Origin of the sequence: Clostridium sartagoforme AAU1 (assembly GCF_000401215.1) — a bacterium.
Taxonomy (GTDB): Bacteria; Bacillota; Clostridia; order Clostridiales; family Clostridiaceae; genus Clostridium; species Clostridium sartagoforme.
Map to the genome: position 1 here is coordinate 1 of NZ_ASRV01000034.1, position 20423 is coordinate 20423.

Annotated in this window: 23 protein-coding genes and 2 pseudogenes; 3 read left to right on the top strand and 22 right to left on the bottom strand. The window is 27.8% G+C overall.

The features are described from left to right. The 9 genes and pseudogenes from A500_RS19320 to A500_RS02970 all read right to left on the bottom strand — a co-directional run. Nucleotides 1–268, bottom strand: a pseudogene (locus tag A500_RS19320) (response regulator); the annotation flags it as partial. 8 nt (nucleotides 269–276) lie between these two features. Beyond that, nucleotides 277–432 (bottom strand): hypothetical protein, encoded by a 156-nt coding sequence (locus A500_RS20265; protein WP_157453601.1) that lies wholly within the window; start codon nucleotides 430–432, stop codon nucleotides 277–279. A gap of 254 nt (nucleotides 433–686) precedes the next feature. Further along, the gene (locus A500_RS02945; RefSeq protein ID WP_016206099.1) at nucleotides 687–1505 is read right to left on the bottom strand and encodes an FAD binding domain-containing protein; all 819 of its coding nucleotides are present in this window, start codon (nucleotides 1503–1505) and stop codon (nucleotides 687–689) included. After that, nucleotides 1499–1966, bottom strand: a complete 468-nt coding sequence (locus A500_RS02950; RefSeq protein WP_016206100.1) for a (2Fe-2S)-binding protein — start codon at nucleotides 1964–1966, stop codon at nucleotides 1499–1501. Before A500_RS02950 ends, A500_RS02945 begins: the two co-directional genes overlap by 7 nt. Beyond that, the gene (locus A500_RS02955; protein WP_016206101.1) at nucleotides 1966–4080 is read right to left on the bottom strand and encodes a xanthine dehydrogenase family protein molybdopterin-binding subunit; all 2115 of its coding nucleotides are present in this window, start codon (nucleotides 4078–4080) and stop codon (nucleotides 1966–1968) included. The genes A500_RS02950 and A500_RS02955 overlap by 1 nt, the downstream gene beginning before the upstream one ends. A gap of 181 nt (nucleotides 4081–4261) precedes the next feature. After that, nucleotides 4262–5185 (bottom strand): NTP transferase domain-containing protein, encoded by a 924-nt coding sequence (locus A500_RS02960; RefSeq protein WP_016206102.1) that lies wholly within the window; start codon nucleotides 5183–5185, stop codon nucleotides 4262–4264. Between the two features lie 261 nt (nucleotides 5186–5446). Beyond that, entirely contained in the window at nucleotides 5447–6367 is a 921-nt protein-coding gene (locus tag A500_RS02965) for a DUF2935 domain-containing protein (RefSeq protein WP_016206103.1), read from the bottom strand. Nucleotides 6368–6440: 73 nt separating this feature from the next. Then, on the bottom strand, nucleotides 6441–6677 hold the full coding sequence (locus A500_RS19325) for a hypothetical protein (protein WP_051993117.1): 237 nt from the start codon (nucleotides 6675–6677) through the stop codon (nucleotides 6441–6443). Next, a complete protein-coding gene (locus A500_RS02970; protein ID WP_051993118.1) occupies nucleotides 6664–7251 on the bottom strand; it encodes an arginine deiminase family protein in 588 nt (195 codons plus the stop codon). Before A500_RS02970 ends, A500_RS19325 begins: the two co-directional genes overlap by 14 nt. A 179-nt stretch (nucleotides 7252–7430) precedes the next feature. Between A500_RS02970 and A500_RS02975 the strand changes: the two genes are divergently transcribed. Continuing rightward, nucleotides 7431–8243 carry an alpha/beta fold hydrolase gene (locus A500_RS02975; RefSeq protein WP_016206104.1) on the top strand — a complete coding sequence of 271 codons (813 nt, stop codon included), beginning with the start codon at nucleotides 7431–7433 and terminating at the stop codon, nucleotides 8241–8243. Nucleotides 8244–8406: 163 nt separating this feature from the next. Here the strand turns inward: A500_RS02975 and A500_RS02980 are convergent, their stop codons facing one another. Next, nucleotides 8407–9024, bottom strand: a complete 618-nt coding sequence (locus A500_RS02980; RefSeq protein WP_016206105.1) for a superoxide dismutase — start codon at nucleotides 9022–9024, stop codon at nucleotides 8407–8409. 169 nt (nucleotides 9025–9193) lie between these two features. Between A500_RS02980 and A500_RS02985 the strand changes: the two genes are divergently transcribed. After that, nucleotides 9194–10957 carry an urease accessory protein UreH domain-containing protein gene (locus A500_RS02985; protein ID WP_016206106.1) on the top strand — a complete coding sequence of 588 codons (1764 nt, stop codon included), beginning with the start codon at nucleotides 9194–9196 and terminating at the stop codon, nucleotides 10955–10957. A gap of 117 nt (nucleotides 10958–11074) precedes the next feature. Here the strand turns inward: A500_RS02985 and A500_RS02990 are convergent, their stop codons facing one another. The 11 genes and pseudogenes from A500_RS02990 to A500_RS03040 form a co-directional block, all read right to left on the bottom strand. Then, nucleotides 11075–12448 (bottom strand): sensor histidine kinase, encoded by a 1374-nt coding sequence (locus tag A500_RS02990; protein WP_016206107.1) that lies wholly within the window; start codon nucleotides 12446–12448, stop codon nucleotides 11075–11077. Beyond that, nucleotides 12449–13131 (bottom strand): annotated as a pseudogene (locus A500_RS02995) (response regulator transcription factor). 96 nt (nucleotides 13132–13227) lie between these two features. Beyond that, nucleotides 13228–13626, bottom strand: coding sequence for a zinc-ribbon domain-containing protein (locus A500_RS03000; protein WP_016206109.1), 399 nt, complete (start codon nucleotides 13624–13626; stop codon nucleotides 13228–13230). 339 nt (nucleotides 13627–13965) lie between these two features. Then, nucleotides 13966–14160, bottom strand: a complete 195-nt coding sequence (locus A500_RS03005) for a hypothetical protein (protein ID WP_016206110.1) — start codon at nucleotides 14158–14160, stop codon at nucleotides 13966–13968. Nucleotides 14161–14309: 149 nt separating this feature from the next. Next, complete coding sequence (locus A500_RS03010; RefSeq protein ID WP_016206111.1) at nucleotides 14310–14855, bottom strand: 2-oxoacid:acceptor oxidoreductase family protein; 546 nt, start codon at nucleotides 14853–14855, stop codon at nucleotides 14310–14312. Next, a complete protein-coding gene (locus tag A500_RS03015) occupies nucleotides 14856–15605 on the bottom strand; it encodes a thiamine pyrophosphate-dependent enzyme (RefSeq protein ID WP_016206112.1) in 750 nt (249 codons plus the stop codon). Further along, nucleotides 15589–16674, bottom strand: coding sequence for a 3-methyl-2-oxobutanoate dehydrogenase subunit VorB (vorB, locus tag A500_RS03020; RefSeq protein ID WP_016206113.1), 1086 nt, complete (start codon nucleotides 16672–16674; stop codon nucleotides 15589–15591). The genes A500_RS03015 and vorB overlap by 17 nt, the downstream gene beginning before the upstream one ends. Nucleotides 16675–16683: 9 nt before the next feature. Next, nucleotides 16684–16893 (bottom strand): 4Fe-4S dicluster domain-containing protein, encoded by a 210-nt coding sequence (locus A500_RS03025; RefSeq protein ID WP_016206114.1) that lies wholly within the window; start codon nucleotides 16891–16893, stop codon nucleotides 16684–16686. Nucleotides 16894–16907: 14 nt separating this feature from the next. Continuing rightward, complete coding sequence (locus A500_RS03030; RefSeq protein WP_016206115.1) at nucleotides 16908–17573, bottom strand: nucleotide-binding protein; 666 nt, start codon at nucleotides 17571–17573, stop codon at nucleotides 16908–16910. A gap of 232 nt (nucleotides 17574–17805) precedes the next feature. Then, a complete protein-coding gene (locus A500_RS03035; RefSeq protein WP_016206116.1) occupies nucleotides 17806–17979 on the bottom strand; it encodes a (2Fe-2S)-binding protein in 174 nt (57 codons plus the stop codon). A 128-nt stretch (nucleotides 17980–18107) separates the two neighbouring features. Next, nucleotides 18108–19010, bottom strand: a complete 903-nt coding sequence (locus A500_RS03040; RefSeq protein WP_016206117.1) for an AEC family transporter — start codon at nucleotides 19008–19010, stop codon at nucleotides 18108–18110. A gap of 357 nt (nucleotides 19011–19367) precedes the next feature. Here A500_RS03040 and A500_RS03045 point away from each other — a divergent pair, with 357 nt between their 5' ends. Continuing rightward, nucleotides 19368–19949 carry a manganese efflux pump MntP gene (locus A500_RS03045; RefSeq protein ID WP_016206118.1) on the top strand — a complete coding sequence of 194 codons (582 nt, stop codon included), beginning with the start codon at nucleotides 19368–19370 and terminating at the stop codon, nucleotides 19947–19949. A gap of 192 nt (nucleotides 19950–20141) precedes the next feature. On the opposite strand, the gene A500_RS03050 is transcribed toward A500_RS03045, so the two are convergent. Beyond that, on the bottom strand, nucleotides 20142–20399 hold the full coding sequence (locus tag A500_RS03050; RefSeq protein WP_016206119.1) for a TfoX/Sxy family protein: 258 nt from the start codon (nucleotides 20397–20399) through the stop codon (nucleotides 20142–20144). Nucleotides 20400–20423 lie beyond the last annotated feature (24 nt).

Sequence of the window (20423 nt, forward strand, 5' to 3'; positions counted from 1 at the left end):
TATTAATATTTATTTCTATTCCATCTCTAGTCTTAAAATTAGTATAATTTTCATTAGTTACTTTATTCTTATGTCTTAAAAATTTATCAATTATTTTAGCTACATCATCTATATGATATGGTTTTGTTATAAAGTCATGACAATTAACTTTTTTTAAGGCATCTATTATATATCCAATTTGCCCACTTATAAACACTATTGGGGATAATTCATATTTTACAATTTTTCTAATATTTTCTGCTAATTCTAATCCTGAAATTCCTTTCAATTTAATGTCTAGAAAAATATATCTATATCTACTTTTTCTATAATTTTCATTGATTCTTTGGCAGATTCTGCTTCATATACCCGCACATCAATGTACTTCATTTCTACAATATTTTTAAAATAAGTACTCTGAATTGAGTCATCCTCAACTAGTAATATATTCATAAGTCCTCCCTTAAACTGTATATTTATAAATATTTGTATTTCTGTAAGCTATATATATTATATATTGTGTTTTCCTTATTTGTAAATATATAGAACACAGTTAAAGTTTTTATTCATCTTTGAAGCAAAATATCCTCTCTAAGATGAATAGGTTTAAAATTCATCTTATCAAGGATATTTTAGCTTTTTTGATTTTGAATTTAACATATATTATTTATTTAATACATAATTAAATTTATATATTAATAAGTTTTCTAAATTCCATTGCTTTTAAGAAAGTCTTTAAGTAAATTCATGCACACTGTTTTTCTATAATCTGCTGAAACTCTCCCTCTAATAGGAACAATAGCCTTATCGTAAGCTGATAAGTATTCTTCCTTTATATTTTTTACTTCTTCAATAGTTTTACCTATAAGCATTTCATCAATATCTGCTCTTCTTAATATAACATCACTAACCGCACCAAAAGCTGTACTACAGTTATTTATTTTATTATTATTAATATCAAGAATTCCTGCAAAAGATACCCTAGAAATTGCTAATGCATTTCTTGGACCTACTTTTGTAAAGTAATAGTTATCAATTCCTGTCTTTTTCATAATAATTTCAACTAATATCTCATCAGATTGAAGGGCTGTTTTCTTTCTTCCTAAGAAAAATTCATTAATAGGGATTATTCGCTCTCCTTTATTACTTGCAAGCTTTAACTTTGAGTCTGTAGCAACAAATATTAATGCACTATCGCCCTTTGGTGAACCATTACATATATTTCCTCCAACAGTTCCAAAATTTCTTATTGCTGGTGCCGCAATTTGTGAAACTGCTTCTTTCAAAATTTTAGGCGTTAGATTACTTTCAATTATATCTGTAAAAGTACAAGCTGCTCCAATATAGATATATTCATCATCTTCTACAATTTTTTTTAGTTCAGGTATTTTATTAAGAAATAAATATGTTGCATCTTCTTTTGATTCAATCATTAAATCTGTACCACCACTATATGGAGTAACTTCTTCTCTTGCAAGTATATCTAAAGCATCTTTTAAGGAGCTTACATTATATCCGTTTACCATAATCCTTTTCCCTCCTTAGCTGCAATACCAATAGCATTAACTATAGCATTATAACCAGTACACCTACAAAGATTTCCTGATATTCCATCACGAATTTCCTCTTCTGTTGGATTTGGATTCTTAGCTAATATACATTCTGATGCAAGTATCATACCTGGAATACAAAATCCACATTGTACTGCACTAACTGATGCATATGCCTTATCTAAAACTTTATATCTCTCTGTTTCACTATACCCCTCAATAGTTGTTACTGTACTTCCATCTATACTTCCCATAGCTACCATACAACTATTAGCTAATCTTCCATCAAGAATAACTGAGCAAGCTCCACATTCTCCTTCTTTACATCCACATTTTACCCCTGTAATACTTAAATCATTTCTAAGTACATCAAGTAAGCGTTCATTACCTTTTGCATTTGAAGTCACTTCTTTTCCATTAAGAATAAATTTTATCATTATTTAAGCACCTCCTGTAAAACTTTCATAGTATCTTCTGCTGTAAATGGAATCTTATTAACATCTGTATTAATAGCATTTTCAAGCGCTTGTATATATGCTGCTGCTGGACCAACAGTTGGAAGCTCACCAGCACCTTTTGCTCCAAATGGACCTTCAATATATGGATTATTCATGACTTCTGTTATAAGATTTGGAACGTCTACTGCTGTTGGTATTATATAATCACTGAAGCTATTATTACGTATTCTACCTTCTGAATTGTATGATATATTTTCCATAGATGCATAACCAATTCCTTGTAAGAATCCGCCTTGCATTTGTCCTTGTATTATATTCATATCAATAGGCACTCCAACATCATATACTCCCCAAGCTCCAAGTACTTTTTGAGTAGCAGTAAGTGTATCAACCTCTACTTCTATAACGTTTACTCCCCAAGCATAATCTGGGTAAGCATCACCTCTGAATTTTTCAATACTAAATGGTATCAAGAAATCAGGATGAACATAGTGCTCTTCTATTAATTGTTTTTCTCCAGATTTCCATTCTTTCTTAAGTCTTTCCGCAGCACGTCTAAGCAATTCTCCAACTACCATCAAAGAACGGCTTGCTGCTGTTGGACCTGAATCTGGAACTTGATCAGTATCAGGATTTTCTACAATTACTCTTTCATTAGGAATTCCAAGAGTCTTTGCAACTATCTTGCTAAAGGTTGTTTTAATACCTTGTCCCATATCTGTATTAGCAGTTAATATTTCCACAGTATCATCTGAATTTTTTCTTAACTTAGCAACAGCTTTAATTAAATCTCTCTCTCCACTTCCAGTGAAACCGCATCCATGGAAAAATAGAGACATTCCAATTCCCTTACGATATCTTCCTGTTTGATTTTTATATAACTTAGTTTTATTACGATAATCAGTAATAGTATCTATTCTATCAATCATTTCTGGCAAAGGCACATGGAAATGATATTTGCCACTAGTTGAAGTTGCATCACCTTGCTTAACAATATGTTGTGCTTTGAATTCAAGTGGATCCTTTTCCAATTTCTTTGCAACATGATCCATCATCATTTCTACAGCAAAAAATGTTTGAGGAGCTCCAAATCCACGGAATGCACCATTAGGAATAGTATTGGTTTTCACAGCTCGTCCAGCAACACATAAATTTTCTATATTATATACACCACTTGAGCATATTAATCCTCTTTGTAACACTACAGGAGTAAGTGTAGTATATGCGCCACTATTATACATAACATCGATATCCATTCCTGTAACTTTTCCATCTTTAACTGCAACTTTATAAGTAGATAAAGATGGATGTCTCTTAGAAGTAAATTCCATATCTTCTCTTCTATCAAATACAACTTTTACTGGTTTATTAACCTTTTTGGCTGCTACTGCTGTTTGACAGGCAAGTATTGATGGGTAACCCTCTTTGCCTCCAAAGCCTCCACCAGTAACATCTTGAATTACTTGTATATCTTTTTCCTCATACCCCAAGGCCATAGCAATTGCTCTATAAATATAATATGGACATTGCATTGAACCTCTAACAACCATACGTCCATTATTAGGGTAAGCAATCATCCCTTGGGTTTCAAGGTAAGCTTGTTCTTGATGACCCGTTTGAAAAGTTTCTATAAAAACGTTATCAGCTTCTTTTAACGCCTTTTGAATATCACCCTTTTCATAATTATAATTAAAGAATATAGTATCAGATTTTTGCATATCTAAAATAGGCTCTAATTCTTCATATACAACAATAATTTCATTTAGTATTCTTTCAACTTCTTTTAAATTTTCCCCTACAACCATTAAAATTGGATCGCCAATATACTCTACTGTGTCTTCTGCAAAAACTGGAGTATCATCAAGCACAATATGAACTTTATTTTTACCAGTTACATCATTTTTATCTACAATGAAATACCCTTCTGGTAAATCTGGTTTAATGATATTAATTATACGAGCTTTGGCTTTTGACGATCTAAGTATCCTTCCATATAGCATATCTTCCATTTTATGATCATCAACATACATCGCACGCCCACTTACTTTAGCATCATGATCTTTTTTCTTTATAGATTCACTTATATTTCCCATAATACCCTCCCATATATTTTAATTTTTTATTTAGTGATTACCCAATATAATACTATTAGTATTCAAGGTAAAGATAAAACCTCCAGCATTATAATAATTTAGTAATTATTTACTATCTTAATTATAAAACAGAGGTTGTAAATCATCAAATTCTTTCTAAAAAGAACTTGCTTTATATAATTTAAAATTTAAAACATTTATTAAATTCACTTTGTGCATATTTGCGAACATTATCTTCAAATTTTTGATATTTTTCTAAAAATTCAATTCCTTCTTTTGTTAATAAAGTTTTTCCACCGTTTTTCCCACCATGCTGCCTTTGAACAACTGAATAACCTAGCTCTTCTTCTAATTTGTTTATCATATTCCACGCCTTACCATATGATAATGCAATATGATTACATGCACTTCTTACAGAATGTTTTTCTTGAATTAATAATAAAAGTAACTTTGTCCTTGAATTAAAAAATAGTGTTTCATTTTCAATACTTATTCTAACAAAAGGATGTAATATATTTTGATTATGTTCTTTTAAAAGTTCATCTAGTTTTTCAATATCATCTGTATTGCGAAATATTCCTTCATCTTCTACATTCATCCAATATCTTTCAACTCCAATATTATTAATAGCACCTCTCAGCCCCATATCACCATTATATTTTAAAATTTTAGGTATTAAATCACATGCTATTAATAAAGGATGTCCAGATTTTCCGTTATATGATGGTGAAACCAGTTTTTCTTCTAATTCTATCATTTTTTGAATAGTTTTTGGAGTAAACATAGGAATATTACCTGGGCTAAAAATTACCTGTTCACACTTATCTTGTAAAAAACTTAAACCTATTTTTACAGAATCAAGCATTTCTGAGCCTTCATAATTTTCATTTTTTAAAAATATAACTCCATAATCAGCTAAGTCATGCTCGATCTTTTCTGATTCATGTCCTGTAACTACTACAATTGGTGAGATTCCAACTTGTTGAAATGTTAACACGACCCTCTTTATTACAGTAATAGAGCCTATCTTTAATAATGGCTTTTCTGATATTCTCTTTGCTGCAACTATTACTCCACCTGTAGTTTTCTTTATTTCTTTCCTCATACCTATACCCCTATTATTCAATTAACAATTCGTAATTCACAGTTCACAGTTTAGGATGAAACTACTGTGTAGTTTCTAAGACTGATATAATAATTTCTTCATTCTTTCATTTTCTCATCATTAATTTTGTTTTGAAAAATATTACAGCTTCTATATACTAATTTTATATATCACCACAGTAATTTTCAAGAGATTTATATAATTCTTCGTTTTTAGGTATTTTTATATACACTGTTTATTTTTATTTTAAATATGTTTTTATTATTTTAGACGTTTATTTTCGTATTTTTTTAATAATCGTATATAATGATTAGCTTCTCTTAATACATGGTCAGCTAAAAGCGGTAATATTATTGATTTTATCTTACATTCTTCTATTCCTTCAACACCAGCTTCCTTGAAATCTCTTAATTTCTTTGTCTCCTTCAAAGTATTTTCTGTTAAATCTAATATACTAGATTCATTCATATGCTTTGCTTCTTCAATTAAATCATTATATATCTTTACAAAATTATTTGATGAGTTTATTAAATTGCCTTCTGATGGATCAAGTAATCCTCTAATAAATAATGCATGCTCCATCATAATATGATTCCAAAATAACTGAGTTTCTTTTATATTTTTTTCCTTAATGTCTTCATTATTCTCAATTGAATATATATATGAACGATATAATTTTGCTTCATGTATTAAATGTTCAACAAATGTAGGATAGTTTGAGGAGAAAAGCATACAACTTAGTATCTCATCTAAAATCCTGCTTTTAAAATCTATAAAATCATCTAGTAATTTTATAACTCTACTATTAAATTTTCTTATGTTATTTATTGTTCTTTCATTTATTTCATTATTTTTAGATTTTATCTTTGACTGCATATCAGTTATTTTTGGGTTTATTTCTATACCTGTATAATATTGTGTTTTATTTTCAGCATTTAATGTATATTCAGTATAAAGTTCTTTGGATTCTAATATATCTTCTTTAACTATCCCTTTGCTTAATTTAATTATATCTATCAGATATTTTTCAAATTGTACTTTATATTCATCTGCTTCTTTTGAAAGTTTAGTATTCTTTTGTGGAAATCCTGCTTCTAAAAAAATAGCATGATCCCTCATAATCTTTGTGTAAAATAAATGTAGTTCTAGAGATAAATCAACATATTTTTCACGACTTAACATATAATCACTCCATAAAATTTTATTATATTATATTCATGAAATATGTTTTTGTTAATATAAATAATACTTTATATTACTCTCTCAAGGTAAACATACATGAGCATCCTAAACTTCCTTTTGCTTTTATTATTTCACCATAATCTATAAATTCTACTTCATATCCTTCTTTTTTTAAATATTCAGTAACATTTCTATTACTGCTTAATATCTTTTTATTACCTAAATATATATAATTAGTTCCTAATTCATCTGCATCTTTCTTTGATATTTCGTATAAGTTTTTATATATTTTTCTATTACCTTTTATCATAAATATAAGGTGATATAACTGCACTTCCCTTATCTAAAATATTAAATACACAATCTAAATGTATTTTACTCGTATCAAAGTATATAGGAATTACTTTATATTTGAAATTCATATTTATCAATACTTCTTGAAGTTCATTTGCAGCTTCTATTGTTGTTCTGTCACTTATTCCTACGAAAATAACATTATCATATTTAATTATATCCCCACCTTCCATAATATTACTCATTTCATAATGCTTAATGTTATTTTCTTTCACAAAAGATTTAAAAGAATCCGTTTCAATTTTCCTGTCATTTTCTTTCATATTACTTATAAATAATACATCATTTATTACAAATCCAATATCTTGGGTAAACACTTGTTGAGTCGCATTTTTATTAATATCAATAAAATATAAGCTTATATTATTTTTGCTTAATGTATTTATAAATTTATTATATTGGCTATAAAGTAAATCATAATTTATTTTGTTATAATACTCACTGCTTTTATTATTTATTTTAAAATTTACTGGATAGCAAATTATGCATGATTTTAAAGTCCCATATTGGCTTACATTATATATTTTCATCAACTAATTTCCCCTTTATATTTATAAAATTTATTATTTTCTCATTTTATATTTTCTCTACATCTTTAATAATATTCATTAATTTAAGTTTTCTTTTATCCACAATTATTACTATCTGTTAACAGGTTTATTACCACTTGAATATATTGCTATAGATAAAATTTATATAGGAGAGTTTTATGAAATACTTTGTTAAAATAAGTGATGATTCTAGAATATTATTGGAGGATCTAAACCCTGATGCTGAAAAAACCATACTATTTATTCATGGATGGCCATTAAATCACAATATCTATGAATATCAGTTGAATTTTTTCCCCGATAAAGGATTTAGATGTGTTGCTGTTGACCTGAGAGGATTTGGTGAATCTGATAGACCTTATTCTGGTTATGACTATGATTCTATGGCTGCTGATATAAAAAAAGTAATTGATGTTCTTAAACTAGATAAAGTAACTTTAGTTGGACATTCCATGGGTGGAGCTCTATGTATAAGATACTTATCTAAATATAACAATTATAAAGTATCAAAACTTTGCTTAATTAGTCCAGCTGCTCCTAGTTGGGTTCAAATGCAAGATTGGCCTTATGGATATACTAAAGAGCAGGTGGACGGCTTTATAAATCAGTCTATTAATGATAGGCCTAAGCTTCTAAATGATATTTCAGGCTTATTCTTCTTCCAATATACTTCTCCACCTATGCTAAATTGGTTTAATAATATATCACTAACTGCTTCATCTTGGGCTACTTCTCAATGCTTGAATACACTTAAGACTGAAACTTTATTTAATGACATTCCTAAAATTAAAGTTCCTACATTAATACTTCATGGAGTACATGATACTGTTTGTCCATACGAATTTGCTGAATATATAAATAAAAATATTATAGAGTCTAAACTTATTCCATTACAAAACAGCGGACATGCAGGGTTTATTGAAGAAAAAGAAATAGTGAACAATGAAATTCTAAAATTTATAGAAGAATAGAAATACTGCCGCAAGGACAACTAAATCAAAAATTAATAGCAACTAATTATTAATGTAATTTTGTTCTAAATTACTAAAAATAATTTAATTTTAAAAACTCCTACGGGAGTTTTTTCATTAATTTTTCATTTATATTTTGGGTTGCTCTGCGACAGTTTTTTACTTAAATGTTGTGGCAATCTTCATAAAGACCTTGAACTTTTTCCCAATCTATTACATTCCATATATTCTTCACATAATCTGCTCTTAGATTTTTGTACTTTAGATAATATGCATGCTCCCATACATCTATTGTTAATATAGGAATAAGATTATCCATTACTGGTGAATTTTGATTAACTCTTTTTACTATTGATAATTTCCCATCTTTATCTTTAACTAAAAATCCATATCCTGATCCGAATTGTGTTATAGATGCATTAGTCAATTCTTCTTTTAAGTTTTCCAAGCTTCCAAAAGTCTTATTTATTTCATCAAGCAATTTTCCTGTTGGTTCTTTTTTAGGATTTGGTGAAAGAATTGAAAAATATAAATTATGATTTGACACACCTCCACCATTGTTTACAACTGCTGGTCTTATTTCTTCTGGTAGATCTTCTATATCCTTAATTAATTGATCTAGTGTCTTTCCTTTTGTATATTCTTCATATCCTTCCAATGCCTTATTTAAATTTGTTTCATACGTGTTAAGATGTTTTTCATAGTGTGTCCTTACTGTTTCTTCATCTATATATGGTTCTAATGCATCGAAGGCATATGGTAATTTAATTTTATTATACATATTTATCTCTCCTTTATTTTAATCTCTTAATACAAATCAATATTAATTTCCCCTAATTCTCTAATGATTATGTATATAATCATTATTTTTAATATGTTGTGTTTTATCTTCATAAAAATAACACATTTATTTCATATACTTTTTTTAATGAATATTTAGGAGGACTTTTATGAGTATTAAGAGAGAAAAAATTAAAGTATATGATATGACTTGTACTTCATGCGAAAAAAGAATTGAAAACTCTATAAAAAAGATAAATGGTGTTAAAAATGCTAAAGCTGATTACACCAAAGAAACTCTTGAAATTGATTATGATAGTAAACTTTGTAATATTGAAGACATTAAAAAACTTATTAGAAAAATAGGATATTCCACAGAATCTTCTAGTAATTTAGGCTTTATAGGGATACTTATAATAATATTTGTTATTTTTACTCTTGGTTTAAGAACTAGTGGTTTTGATATGGAGTCTAAACTTAATAATGCTTCATACGCATTCCTTTTTGTTGTAGGAATTTTTACATCTATTCACTGTGTTGGTATGTGCGGTGGAATAATGATTTCTCAAAGCTTGTCCTTTGCTAAAGAAAGCAAAAGTAAATTAGAATCCATAACTCCCTCTCTGCTATATAACTTAGGTAGAGTACTGTCTTATTCCATTTTAGGTGGTCTAATTGGCGGTATTGGCTCTGTATTTTCTCTTTCTATTACTGCCAAAGCCTTTATCCAAATCTTTGCAGGATTATTTATGGTTATAATGGGTTTAAACATATCTGGATTTAAGTTATTTAGAAAATTTAGCATAAAAATACCTAACTTTTTATCTAAATATAAAAGAAAGTTTAATTCACCTTTTTTAGTCGGTTTTTTAAATGGGTTTATGCCTTGTGGACCGCTTCAAACTATGCAATTATTTGCCCTTGGAACTGGAAGTGCTTTAAAGGGAGCATTATCCATGTTTATATTTGCATTAGGTACTGTTCCATTAATGCTTACATTTGGAGCAATATCCGGATTCTTAAGTAAAGGATATACTAAAAAGCTTCTTAAATTTAGTGGAGTTCTTATTATTGTTTTAGGTTTAATAATGAGTAATAGAGGTTTATCACTTTCTGGAATAAATATAAATCCTTTAAGTTACGTTATGGCAAGTTCATTTAATTCGAATTCTAGTACTGATTCTTCTAAAGCGATCTTAGAAGATGGTGTTCAAATTATTAATATGACTGCTAACAATAATGGTTATAGCCCTAATGTTTTTTATGTTCAAAAGGGAGTTCCTGTTAAATGGGTAATTAATGGAGAAAGTCTTAATTACTGTAATAATTCAATAGTAGTAAATTCATTAAATATTCAACAAAAACTTAAAAGTGGAGAAAACATAATTGAATTTACTCCTACTGATAAGGACATAAACTTCAGCTGCTGGATGGGAATGATAAGAGGTGTTATAAAGGTAGTTGATGATTTAGATTCAACTGATACTTCCAAATATGACCCTTCATTACCTAGTGCAAGTAATGGACCTAGCTGTTGTGCTGTACCATTAAATAATTCTGCTACTTATCCTGAAAACTTAATTACTACTTCTAAAGTAACTAATGAATTTCAAACAGCAATAATTAAGGGAGAAGGTAGTAGTTTAAATCCTTTAATACTAGTTGCTCAAAATAATTTAAAATTCCTTTTAACTATTGATCTTAATAATTATACTGATTTTCAAGGAGAATATACAATTTCAAATTTAGAAGATGGAAGTGTTTTATCATCATTTACAGGGAAAAAATCAATATTTGAAATAGAATTAAATTCTATTAAATCTGGTGGTTACTCTATTACTAAAAATGATGAAATCCTAGGCATAATTGAATTCGTTGAAGATGTCCAAAATAGTGATTTAGATACTATTATAAATAAATATATTAATTTTTAAGTAAAGTTATATTTTGCGAAGCAAAATAGTGAAAAAGTGAAAAGTTACTTCACAATTTTAGACTAAAACTCATTAAGGATCTTAGATAAATTAAATTTATCTAAGATCCCTTACATTTTATGCTTTTGTATTATTAAAGTTTATTTTAAAGCTTGTTCCTACTCCTTCTTCACTTTCCACATCAATAGATGCATAATGAAGATTTAATATTTTTTTCACTATTGTTAATCCTATACCATTTCCTTCTATACTTTGTCTACTTTTATCACCTCTATAAAGTCTTTCAAATATAAATGGTAAATCTTCTTGTTTTATTCCTATTCCATTATCTTTAATTTCAACTATTGTACTTTCATTATTTTTATATAAATATAAATTTATATATCCATTGCTATTTGTAAATTTTATAGAGTTAGATATAAGATTTATAAATACTTGTTTTAATTTATCTCTATCACCATAAATCAAATAAGATTCTTCTTTATCTATTGTACATTCAAAGTTTATATTTTTACTTTTAGCTTCCAATGAAAATTCATGTACTATCTCCATAATAAATTCGTCTAAAATAATATTTTCAAAATCTATACATATACTTTCATCTTCAAATTCTTTTAGTGTATCTAGGTTATTTAATAACTTTCCAAATCTAATTACTTCCTCATTTAAAGAAACTAATCTTTGATTATTTACTGGAAATATTCCATCTATCATTGCTTCTAAGTTATTTTGTAATACATTTAATGGAGTTCTGATTTCATGAGATATATCTGAAACTAATCTTTTTCTTAACATATCCTGATATCTTAACTTTTCTCCTAATATATTTATATTGTCTCTTAGTTCTTCAATTTCTTCAATATCACTTTCATAATAAGATTTTGCATTAAAGTTACCATTGGAAAGCCTTTTTGAAGTTTTTGCAATCTTCCTTATTGGTATTGATAATTCATTAGAAAGATATAAACTTATAAGTATTACTATTCCTAAAGTTCCTATTCCACTTAAAATTATACTTCTATTTATTGATGACTTGAATTCTATATCTTCTTCTGTTAATAAAATAGATGAATATTGTCCTAGTTCAACATATCCAACTGTACTTCCATCAACTATTACATCAAACTTTTTATTAACATAAACTCCTTTATTTTCTACATTCATATTACTTAAATGACTACTATCTATTATATTAGATGGATCCATTCCCCATATTACATTACCATTTGTATCTCTTAATGTTAAACAGTAATTTCCCATATATGCTTCATGCATAAGCTCTATTCCAGAGTCTTCCTTCCACATATTATCTCTTTTGTAAACTTCTTCAAAATAAGAAACTATTCTTTCATTTCTTTTATTTTGAATATCAAGCATATACTTGTTAAATTTATTATTAATAGTTATATTTACAAATAATATTGTTAATAAAATTGCTATAAGTGATGATATAGCAAACAAAATACTTAGCCGTTTTCTTATGCTTTGCATTTATATTTCACCGCCAAACTTATATCCAACCTTTGTCACTGTTATTATGTATTTAGGACTTCTAGTATCTTCTTCTATCTTTTTCTGATATTCTTAATATGTACATCTATAGTTCTATCATAGCCATCAAAGTCCATACCAAATACTCTTTCTATAAGTTGTTCCCTACTTAATACCTTACCCTTATTAATAATTAAAGTATATAATATATCAAATTCACTTGGAGTAAGTGATATTTCTATCTCATTTAATTTTACTATTCTTTTTTCATAATCTATTCGTAGTATTCCATCATTAAATAAGTCTTTTACATCAGACTTTGTATTTATTCTTCTAAATAATGCATTTACTCTTGCTGTTAATTCTCTAGGACTAAATGGTTTTACTAAGTATTCATCAGCACCTAAATTAAGTCCATTAATTCTATCATTTAAACTTGCTTTAGAAGTAAGCATAAAAATATATACATTAGAAATTTCTCTTATTATTTTACATACTTCTTCTCCATCTATATCTGGAAGCATTAAATCCAATATAACTAAATCAAAATTTATTTTTTTAAAAATTTCTAAGGATTCTAATCCCGAATTACATATATAAACATTGTAACTTTCTTTATCTAAATATGCCTTTATTACATTAGCTACACTTTCTTCATCTTCAACTATTAAAATGTTACTCATATAAAACTTTCCTTTCTAATTTTTATGATTCACTTTAACTTTAACAAAGTTTTTTAAAGAGATTATGAAGATATTATATAACTATTCTTAAAATATTTATTTTACTTCATGACCACAGTACGGGCAATATTTATATCCTGAATCAACAACTTTACCACAATTATTACAAACATTATTTATATTGTCTTTGTAATATCCATTACTATAAGAATTATTAATTTCTTTTAAATCCCAATAAGTTATCTCTATATTTTCATTTTTTTCAATAGCTTTTCCCTTTTCTTTTGAAATAGAGAATACTTTTCTGCAGCTTTCACATTGGATATAATATTTTTCATTCCATTTAAATATTGGTATAAAAAAGAAGTGAAAAAATTCATAACTCTTTATAACTCTTGCCATAGTTAATCTATTACAACCTTTACAGGTCAAATTATTTATAATTTTTATTTCCTTTTCCTTGTTTTCTATCCCAAATATACCTATAAAAAACATATATACTCTCCTTATTCACCTTATTCATTAATTCTAAAATATAATTAAGTTCATATTCTATAAATACTTACATTTATTAATTTTATTAAATTATTAATTAATCTCTAACCTTATTCTATCATTTTTAAAATAAATAAGAAGCTAGAATTTATTATAACTCTAACTTCTTACCTAAAAATAATATTCATTTATATTCATATTACCTCTCATATTATTACTTTTACAAATTTTTATATTAAATAAATTTTAAACTATAGTAAAAAATACTATAATGCTAATTATTATCAAGGTATACTCCTCTCTATAAATTTATTTTCAAATAAAAACAGTAATAATATATTATCCTTTACTCATATTTAATGAATATCTAATTTTTTCCCATGTATTGTATATATCTCTTTCTATTTCTTGTGTTAGTAATTTTTTTTCTTCTTCGCTATAATATATTGAATTATTTATGTTTTGTTTTTTATAAAATAAACTTCTTACAGCTTTATTTAAGCTACAATGTTTATTCACATCTACTTTTATCATATTCTCACCTCCTTATTATTTATCTTACTACTATTATAAAATGATTTATTGACATTTTCGTTACAAATTATTCTAACTTTAGCATATTTAATGAAATCTTAATATTTTTTTTATTTAAAGGAGGCTGTCACACAGACAGCCCTTATACTTTAATTTGTATTATATTTCTTAGCTTCTTTAGCACCAAACTCTATTGCTTCTTTATTTAAATTATAATGCTCTTTTTTTCCATGAATCTTAACAGAGGCTAGTAATTCTTCAATTGTTATAATTTTAAGCTTCTCAACTAAAAAACCAAGTAGTATCATGTTAGCATTCCTTTTATCCCCAAAACCTTCTGCCTTTGTCTCAGCATCAATTTTATATACTTGTATTTTCTCTAAATTGATTTTCTCTTTAATCATGTCTGAATCTATTACTAATATCCCATCTCTTTTTATTGAATTTATAAATTTATCTAATGATGGTTTATTCATTGCAATAAGCGCATCTGCTTCTGATATTACTGGTGATCCAACTTCTTCGCTAGATATTATTACTGAACAATTTGCTGTACCACCTCTCATTTCTGGTCCATAGGATGGTAACCAAGAAACATTCAATCCCTTATCCATAGCAGCATAAGCTAGTAGTTTACCAATAGTTAATATTCCTTGCCCTCCAAAGCCTGCAAAAATTACTTCCTTTTTTATCATTTATCTATGCCCCCCTTTTAACTCCTTCTTAACTCCTAATGGATAATAGGGAATCATATTTTCTCTAAGCCACTTCAAAGCTTCAACTGGTGCTAATCCCCAGTTAGTTGGACATGTAGATAGTACCTCTATAAAAGAATATCCTAGTCCTTGGATTGAATTATCGAAAGCTTTTTTAATTGCTTTTTTGGCTTTTGTTAAATTTGCTATATTATCTACACTTACTCTTTCAACATAGCATGCCCCCTCTAAAGTAGATATCATTTCTGCTACTCTTATTGGATAACCTTGAGTATTAACATCTCTTCCGTAGGGAGATGTTTCAGTAACTTGTCCAGCTAAACTTGTAGGTGCCATTTGCCCACCTGTCATACCGTATATGCAATTGTTTACAAAAATAGTTACAATATTTTCTCCTCTTGCTGCTGCATGAACAACCTCTCCAGTTCCTATGGCTATTAAGTCTCCATCTCCTTGATAAGTAAACACTACTTTATCTGGATTAGCTCTTTTTATACCTGTAGCTACTGCTGGAGCCCTTCCATGTGCTGATTGAAACATATCACAAGCAAAATAATCATATGCAAGAACAGAGCATCCAACAGATGCAACTCCTATAGTTTTGTGTAATATTCCTAATTCTTCTATTACTTCTCCTACTAACTTATGGATTATTCCATGTGTGCATCCTGGACAATAATGTGTAGGTACATCTAAAAGTGCCTTTGTTGGACTATAAACTATACTCATTTTCTATACCTCCAATAATAGATTTTATATTTTCATATATTTCATCTACTTTTGGTATCATTCCACCTGTCCTACCATAAAATCTAACCTCTTCATTTCCATTAACAGCTAATTTCACATCTTCAACCATTTGTCCACAATTCATCTCTACAGATAAATATCCAAATTTACTTTTTCCTAATGTCTTAGTAAATGCTTCATAAGGAAATGGCCATGTTGTTATAGGCCTTATTAATCCTAAATTTATTCCATCATTTTTTGCAAGGTTTATAACACTCTTACATATTCTTGAGGTTATCCCATAAGAAACTAATATTAAATCACATGAATTTTCACAATTATACAACTCATATTTACTTTCTTTTTCTTTTATTACTTTATATTTATCTTGAAGTTTCAAATTTAATTCTTCTAGTTTTTCTGGATTTAGTTCTAAAGAATTAATTATATTATGTTTTTTTCTATTTCCAAGTCCATTAGCAGCCCAAGTTTTTTCTGGTAATTCTCTTTTTTCTTTATCTTTAAATTCCACAGCTTCCATCATTTGTCCAATCATTCCATCGGCCATTATCATTACTGGTGTTCTGTATAAATCACTTAAATCAAATGCATCATGTATTAATTCGGTCATTTCTTGAATTGATGCTGGTGCATAAACTAATATATTAAAATCTCCATGGCCTAATCCCTTATTTACAAATAAATAATCTGATTGAGCTGGCTGTATCCCTCCAAGCCCTGGTCCACATCTAACTATATCTACCAATACGCAAGGAATCTCTGCTGCTGCTAAATATGAAATTCCTTCTGACATTAAACTTATTCCTGGACTAGATGATGAAGTCATGCATCTAACTCCAGTTCCCCCACATCCATAAACCATATTAATAGCTGCAATTTCACTTTCAGCTTGCAAAAAAACGCCATTGACTTTTCCCATATTCTTTGCCATATATGCTATTAATTCAGTTTGAGGAGTTATAGGATAACCAAAAAAACATTTACATCCAGCCCTAATAGCTGCTTCTGCTATAGCTTCATTTCCCTTCATTAAAAACTTTTCCCCCATAGTTATCCCCTACCTTTCAATTGTTATTACACAATCAGGACAAATTTTTCCACAAGATGCACAAGCTATACATTGTGTCATGAGATCTTCCTCTATTCCCGCTGGATGATATCCCTTACTATTAAAAATTTCTTTAAAGCTTATAATTTTTTTAGGGCATATATTTATGCAATGCCCACATCCTTTGCATCTTTCCTCTTTAAATATAACCTTAGCCATTTAATTCCTCCTTATTATTCCCAAGGTATGTCCATATATAATTCTATAGGTAATACTTCTCCATTAACTTTATCCTCTATTACCTCTTCAAACTCTCTAGTACACACAGTGTATTTGTAAGGAATGCTTAAAAACTTAGATAACTCCAAAGATTCTATATCTCCTTTCAATATATGCTTACATTCTGTTTCCTTCATCATGTGAGTATTTGATATAATATTAGTAACTTTTAATCTACTAGCTAATTCTATAGATTTTAGATATTTACTTGCCATACTACAATTTAAGGTTTCTGGTCTTGAATTATTTAAAACAAAATACATTGAATAATCTTCTTCTTCAAAGTACTTGTTATATACACCTAGAACCCTTGCACCTACATTATCTCCACCAATATCTAATATAACTTCATATGATTTATCATTAAATACAGATAATATTTCTCCTGATAGTACCATTAGCTCTGCATTAACTAAATCTTTTTTTGTGCTTATAACTCTTATTTTATAATCATTCTCTAAAGTTGCTTTAATATCTCTTACACAAAAATAAGGATTTATTACATCCATATCAACTAATGCTACCTTTTTACCTTCCTTAGCCATCTTTATAGCGTAATTAATTGCAATTTCTGTCTTACCACTACCAAAGTGTCCAGTAAATATCTTAATCCTACTCACACTAACACTCCTCATTAAACATTCTTACTATAAGTATACTTTATATTTTATTTTACTATCAATAAAAAGTGTGATCCTGTTGTACGTTTTATTAGTATCTCTAGGAAACTATCTATATCTAATTAAATCTTTAAAAATTTATCAAATTATATATTATATTAATTACATTTATGGTAATTCTTTGCAATATAATAAAAGAGCCTTAGAATAACTCTAAAACTCCTTAACAAAACTATTTGTTTTCTCTAATTAATTCTTCTATCTTACATTTACATCTACTAGCTCTACAATATCCTGTTCCTGCTTCAGTATCTAGCTGAACCTTTTCAAATGTATCTGCACCATCTTTTACTGACTTTATTATTATGTCTTTTTCTATTCCTTTGCATAAACAAACTAAATCCATTTCTACACCTCAATTTCTATAATCATTTCTATATATTATTTCTAAAATAAAACTTTTTATTATAGCTCGGTCTCATTATATAATAATTTTCTAATAAATAAAATATATTATTTAAAAATTATTATTATTTAATTTATTATCTTAGCTATTATAGGTATAGTAATTATGGATAACAAGGTTGTGATAAATACAACTATTGCTGAATATTCCTCTTCTTTATTAAAGTCAGCCGCAAATATTGAGGTCATAGCTGCTGCTGGCATGGCTTGTACGATTATTATAGTATTTATTATAGTACTATTATCATTTAGAACTTTTTTAATAATTAATAAACCTAAAGGAATTATTATAAGCTTTATTAATGATCCATAGTATATTGAAAACTCCTTAAATACATCTTTTATTTTTACCTTGGATAATATACTTCCCACTATTATCATTGAAATTGGTGCAGTCATATCTCCAACAATTTTAGTTGTATCTAGTAAAAATGCTGGCAACTTTATATTAAATAACATCATAGGAATGCCTAGATATACTGCTATTATTGCTGGATTCAATAAAACCTTTTTTATATTATCCTTTGACATTTTATCTGAAAAAATCATAACTCCATATGTCCATAAAGCTATTGTAAACACCATATTAAATATTGAGGTATAAACTACCCCTTCAGCTCCAAATATACTATTGATTATTGGGAAACCTATAAAGCCACAGTTTGAGAATACATTTGCAAAATGAAGAATCTTTTTCTTCTCACCTTTAAATGGAAATAAGAAAATATAAGATATAATGGCTCCAACTATCATAAAGGCTATACTATAAATAAATGATATTAAAACATTTCGTCCCATCCCCCCACTAAATTCAAAACTAAAGGAATTTATTACCAATAGTGGTAGTGTTATTTCTAATAATATTTTTCTTAGTCCTTTATTAACTTCTTCATTTATTATGCTTTTTCTTGTTCCATATGCCCCTATTAATATTATTAAGAATAAAGAGATTATTTTATTTAAAACTGTCATACTTTTCTCCTATAAATAAATCTTTTTATTTACATTATATACGATTTATTGAATGAAGTTATATAGGAATTTTTTTTTATTAACTATCTCACTAAATATATTGATAAACTTACACTTTTTTGGTATTATAATGATATTGATTTTTCTGTATAGGGGAGTAGTTAACTCTAATTGTGTAAGAGTTACTAAGTCAACATATTGAACGTTGTTCTGGCTTAGTATTAAATAACGAGACTTATGCGTAGCTTTGCTGCGTATAAGTCTTTTTTTATTCGTTTATAATCCATAAAGAGGCAATAAAATCCTAAATATTATTTAGGATTTTGCAATAAATTCTATAATAAAGGAGTACATACAATGGGGTTTTTTTCAATTTTTATGACAGGAATAGGCTTATCTATGGATGCCTTTGCTGTTTCATTAGCTAAGGGGATTTGTTTAAAAGAAGATGAATTTAAATGCTCTTTTAGAGTTGCAGCATTCTTTGGCGGCTTCCAAGCCTTTATGCCTTTACTAGGCTGGTGGTTTGGCAGGTATTTTGAAATCTATATAAAATCTTTTGATCATTGGATAGCTTTTATACTACTTGGAATTATAGGTGGAAAAATGTTAATAGAATCTATTAAAGAACTAAAAGCTGATAAAGATACAGAGCTAGCTACAGAATGTGAAAGAGATGAATTTTCTTATAAGAAACTAACTGTTTTAGCTATTGCAACTAGTATTGATGCTTTAGCAGTTGGGGTAAGCTTTGCATTTTTAAGTGTTAGTATTGTTCCCTCTATAACAATAATAGGAATAACTACTTTTGTATTAAGCTTTTTAGCAGTTTTTCTTGGCAAAAAACTTGGACAGTATGTTCAAAATTATGCAGAAATGATTGGTGGAGTCATTTTAATAGGCATAGGAATTAAAATACTAATTGAACACTTAATGTAAGGTTAGAAATAAAAAAATGAAAAGCAAAGAGGTTTTACCTCTAAAAACATAAATTTAACTTATGAGAAGCATTAAATGCTTAATGAAGTTGAATTTATCCATAACTGAACTTAGTATTAAAGCCCATCTTCTTAAGCTTACCTAAAGTAGATTGGCTTTAAATACTTAATTCAACCATAAATTTATCTGCAATTATTTTCTATGCAAATTATAAAATTTCTTTAATTCTAACTTGCGCTCATCTGTCAGTAATGTCTTTTTAAATCCTTGCAATGCACCCTCTAATGCTAGCAATCTGTTCATACATGCAGATTCATCAATTCCCTGTATTCTAAGCCATGCATTTTCAGCTCCTAAGTGTTTCAATTCGTCATATGTAGTTACACCAACTTGATTCAATTGTCGCTCAATTTCATTACCTATGTTTGGTAACTTTGATAATTTACCCATTATATCACCTCGCTAAATTCCTAT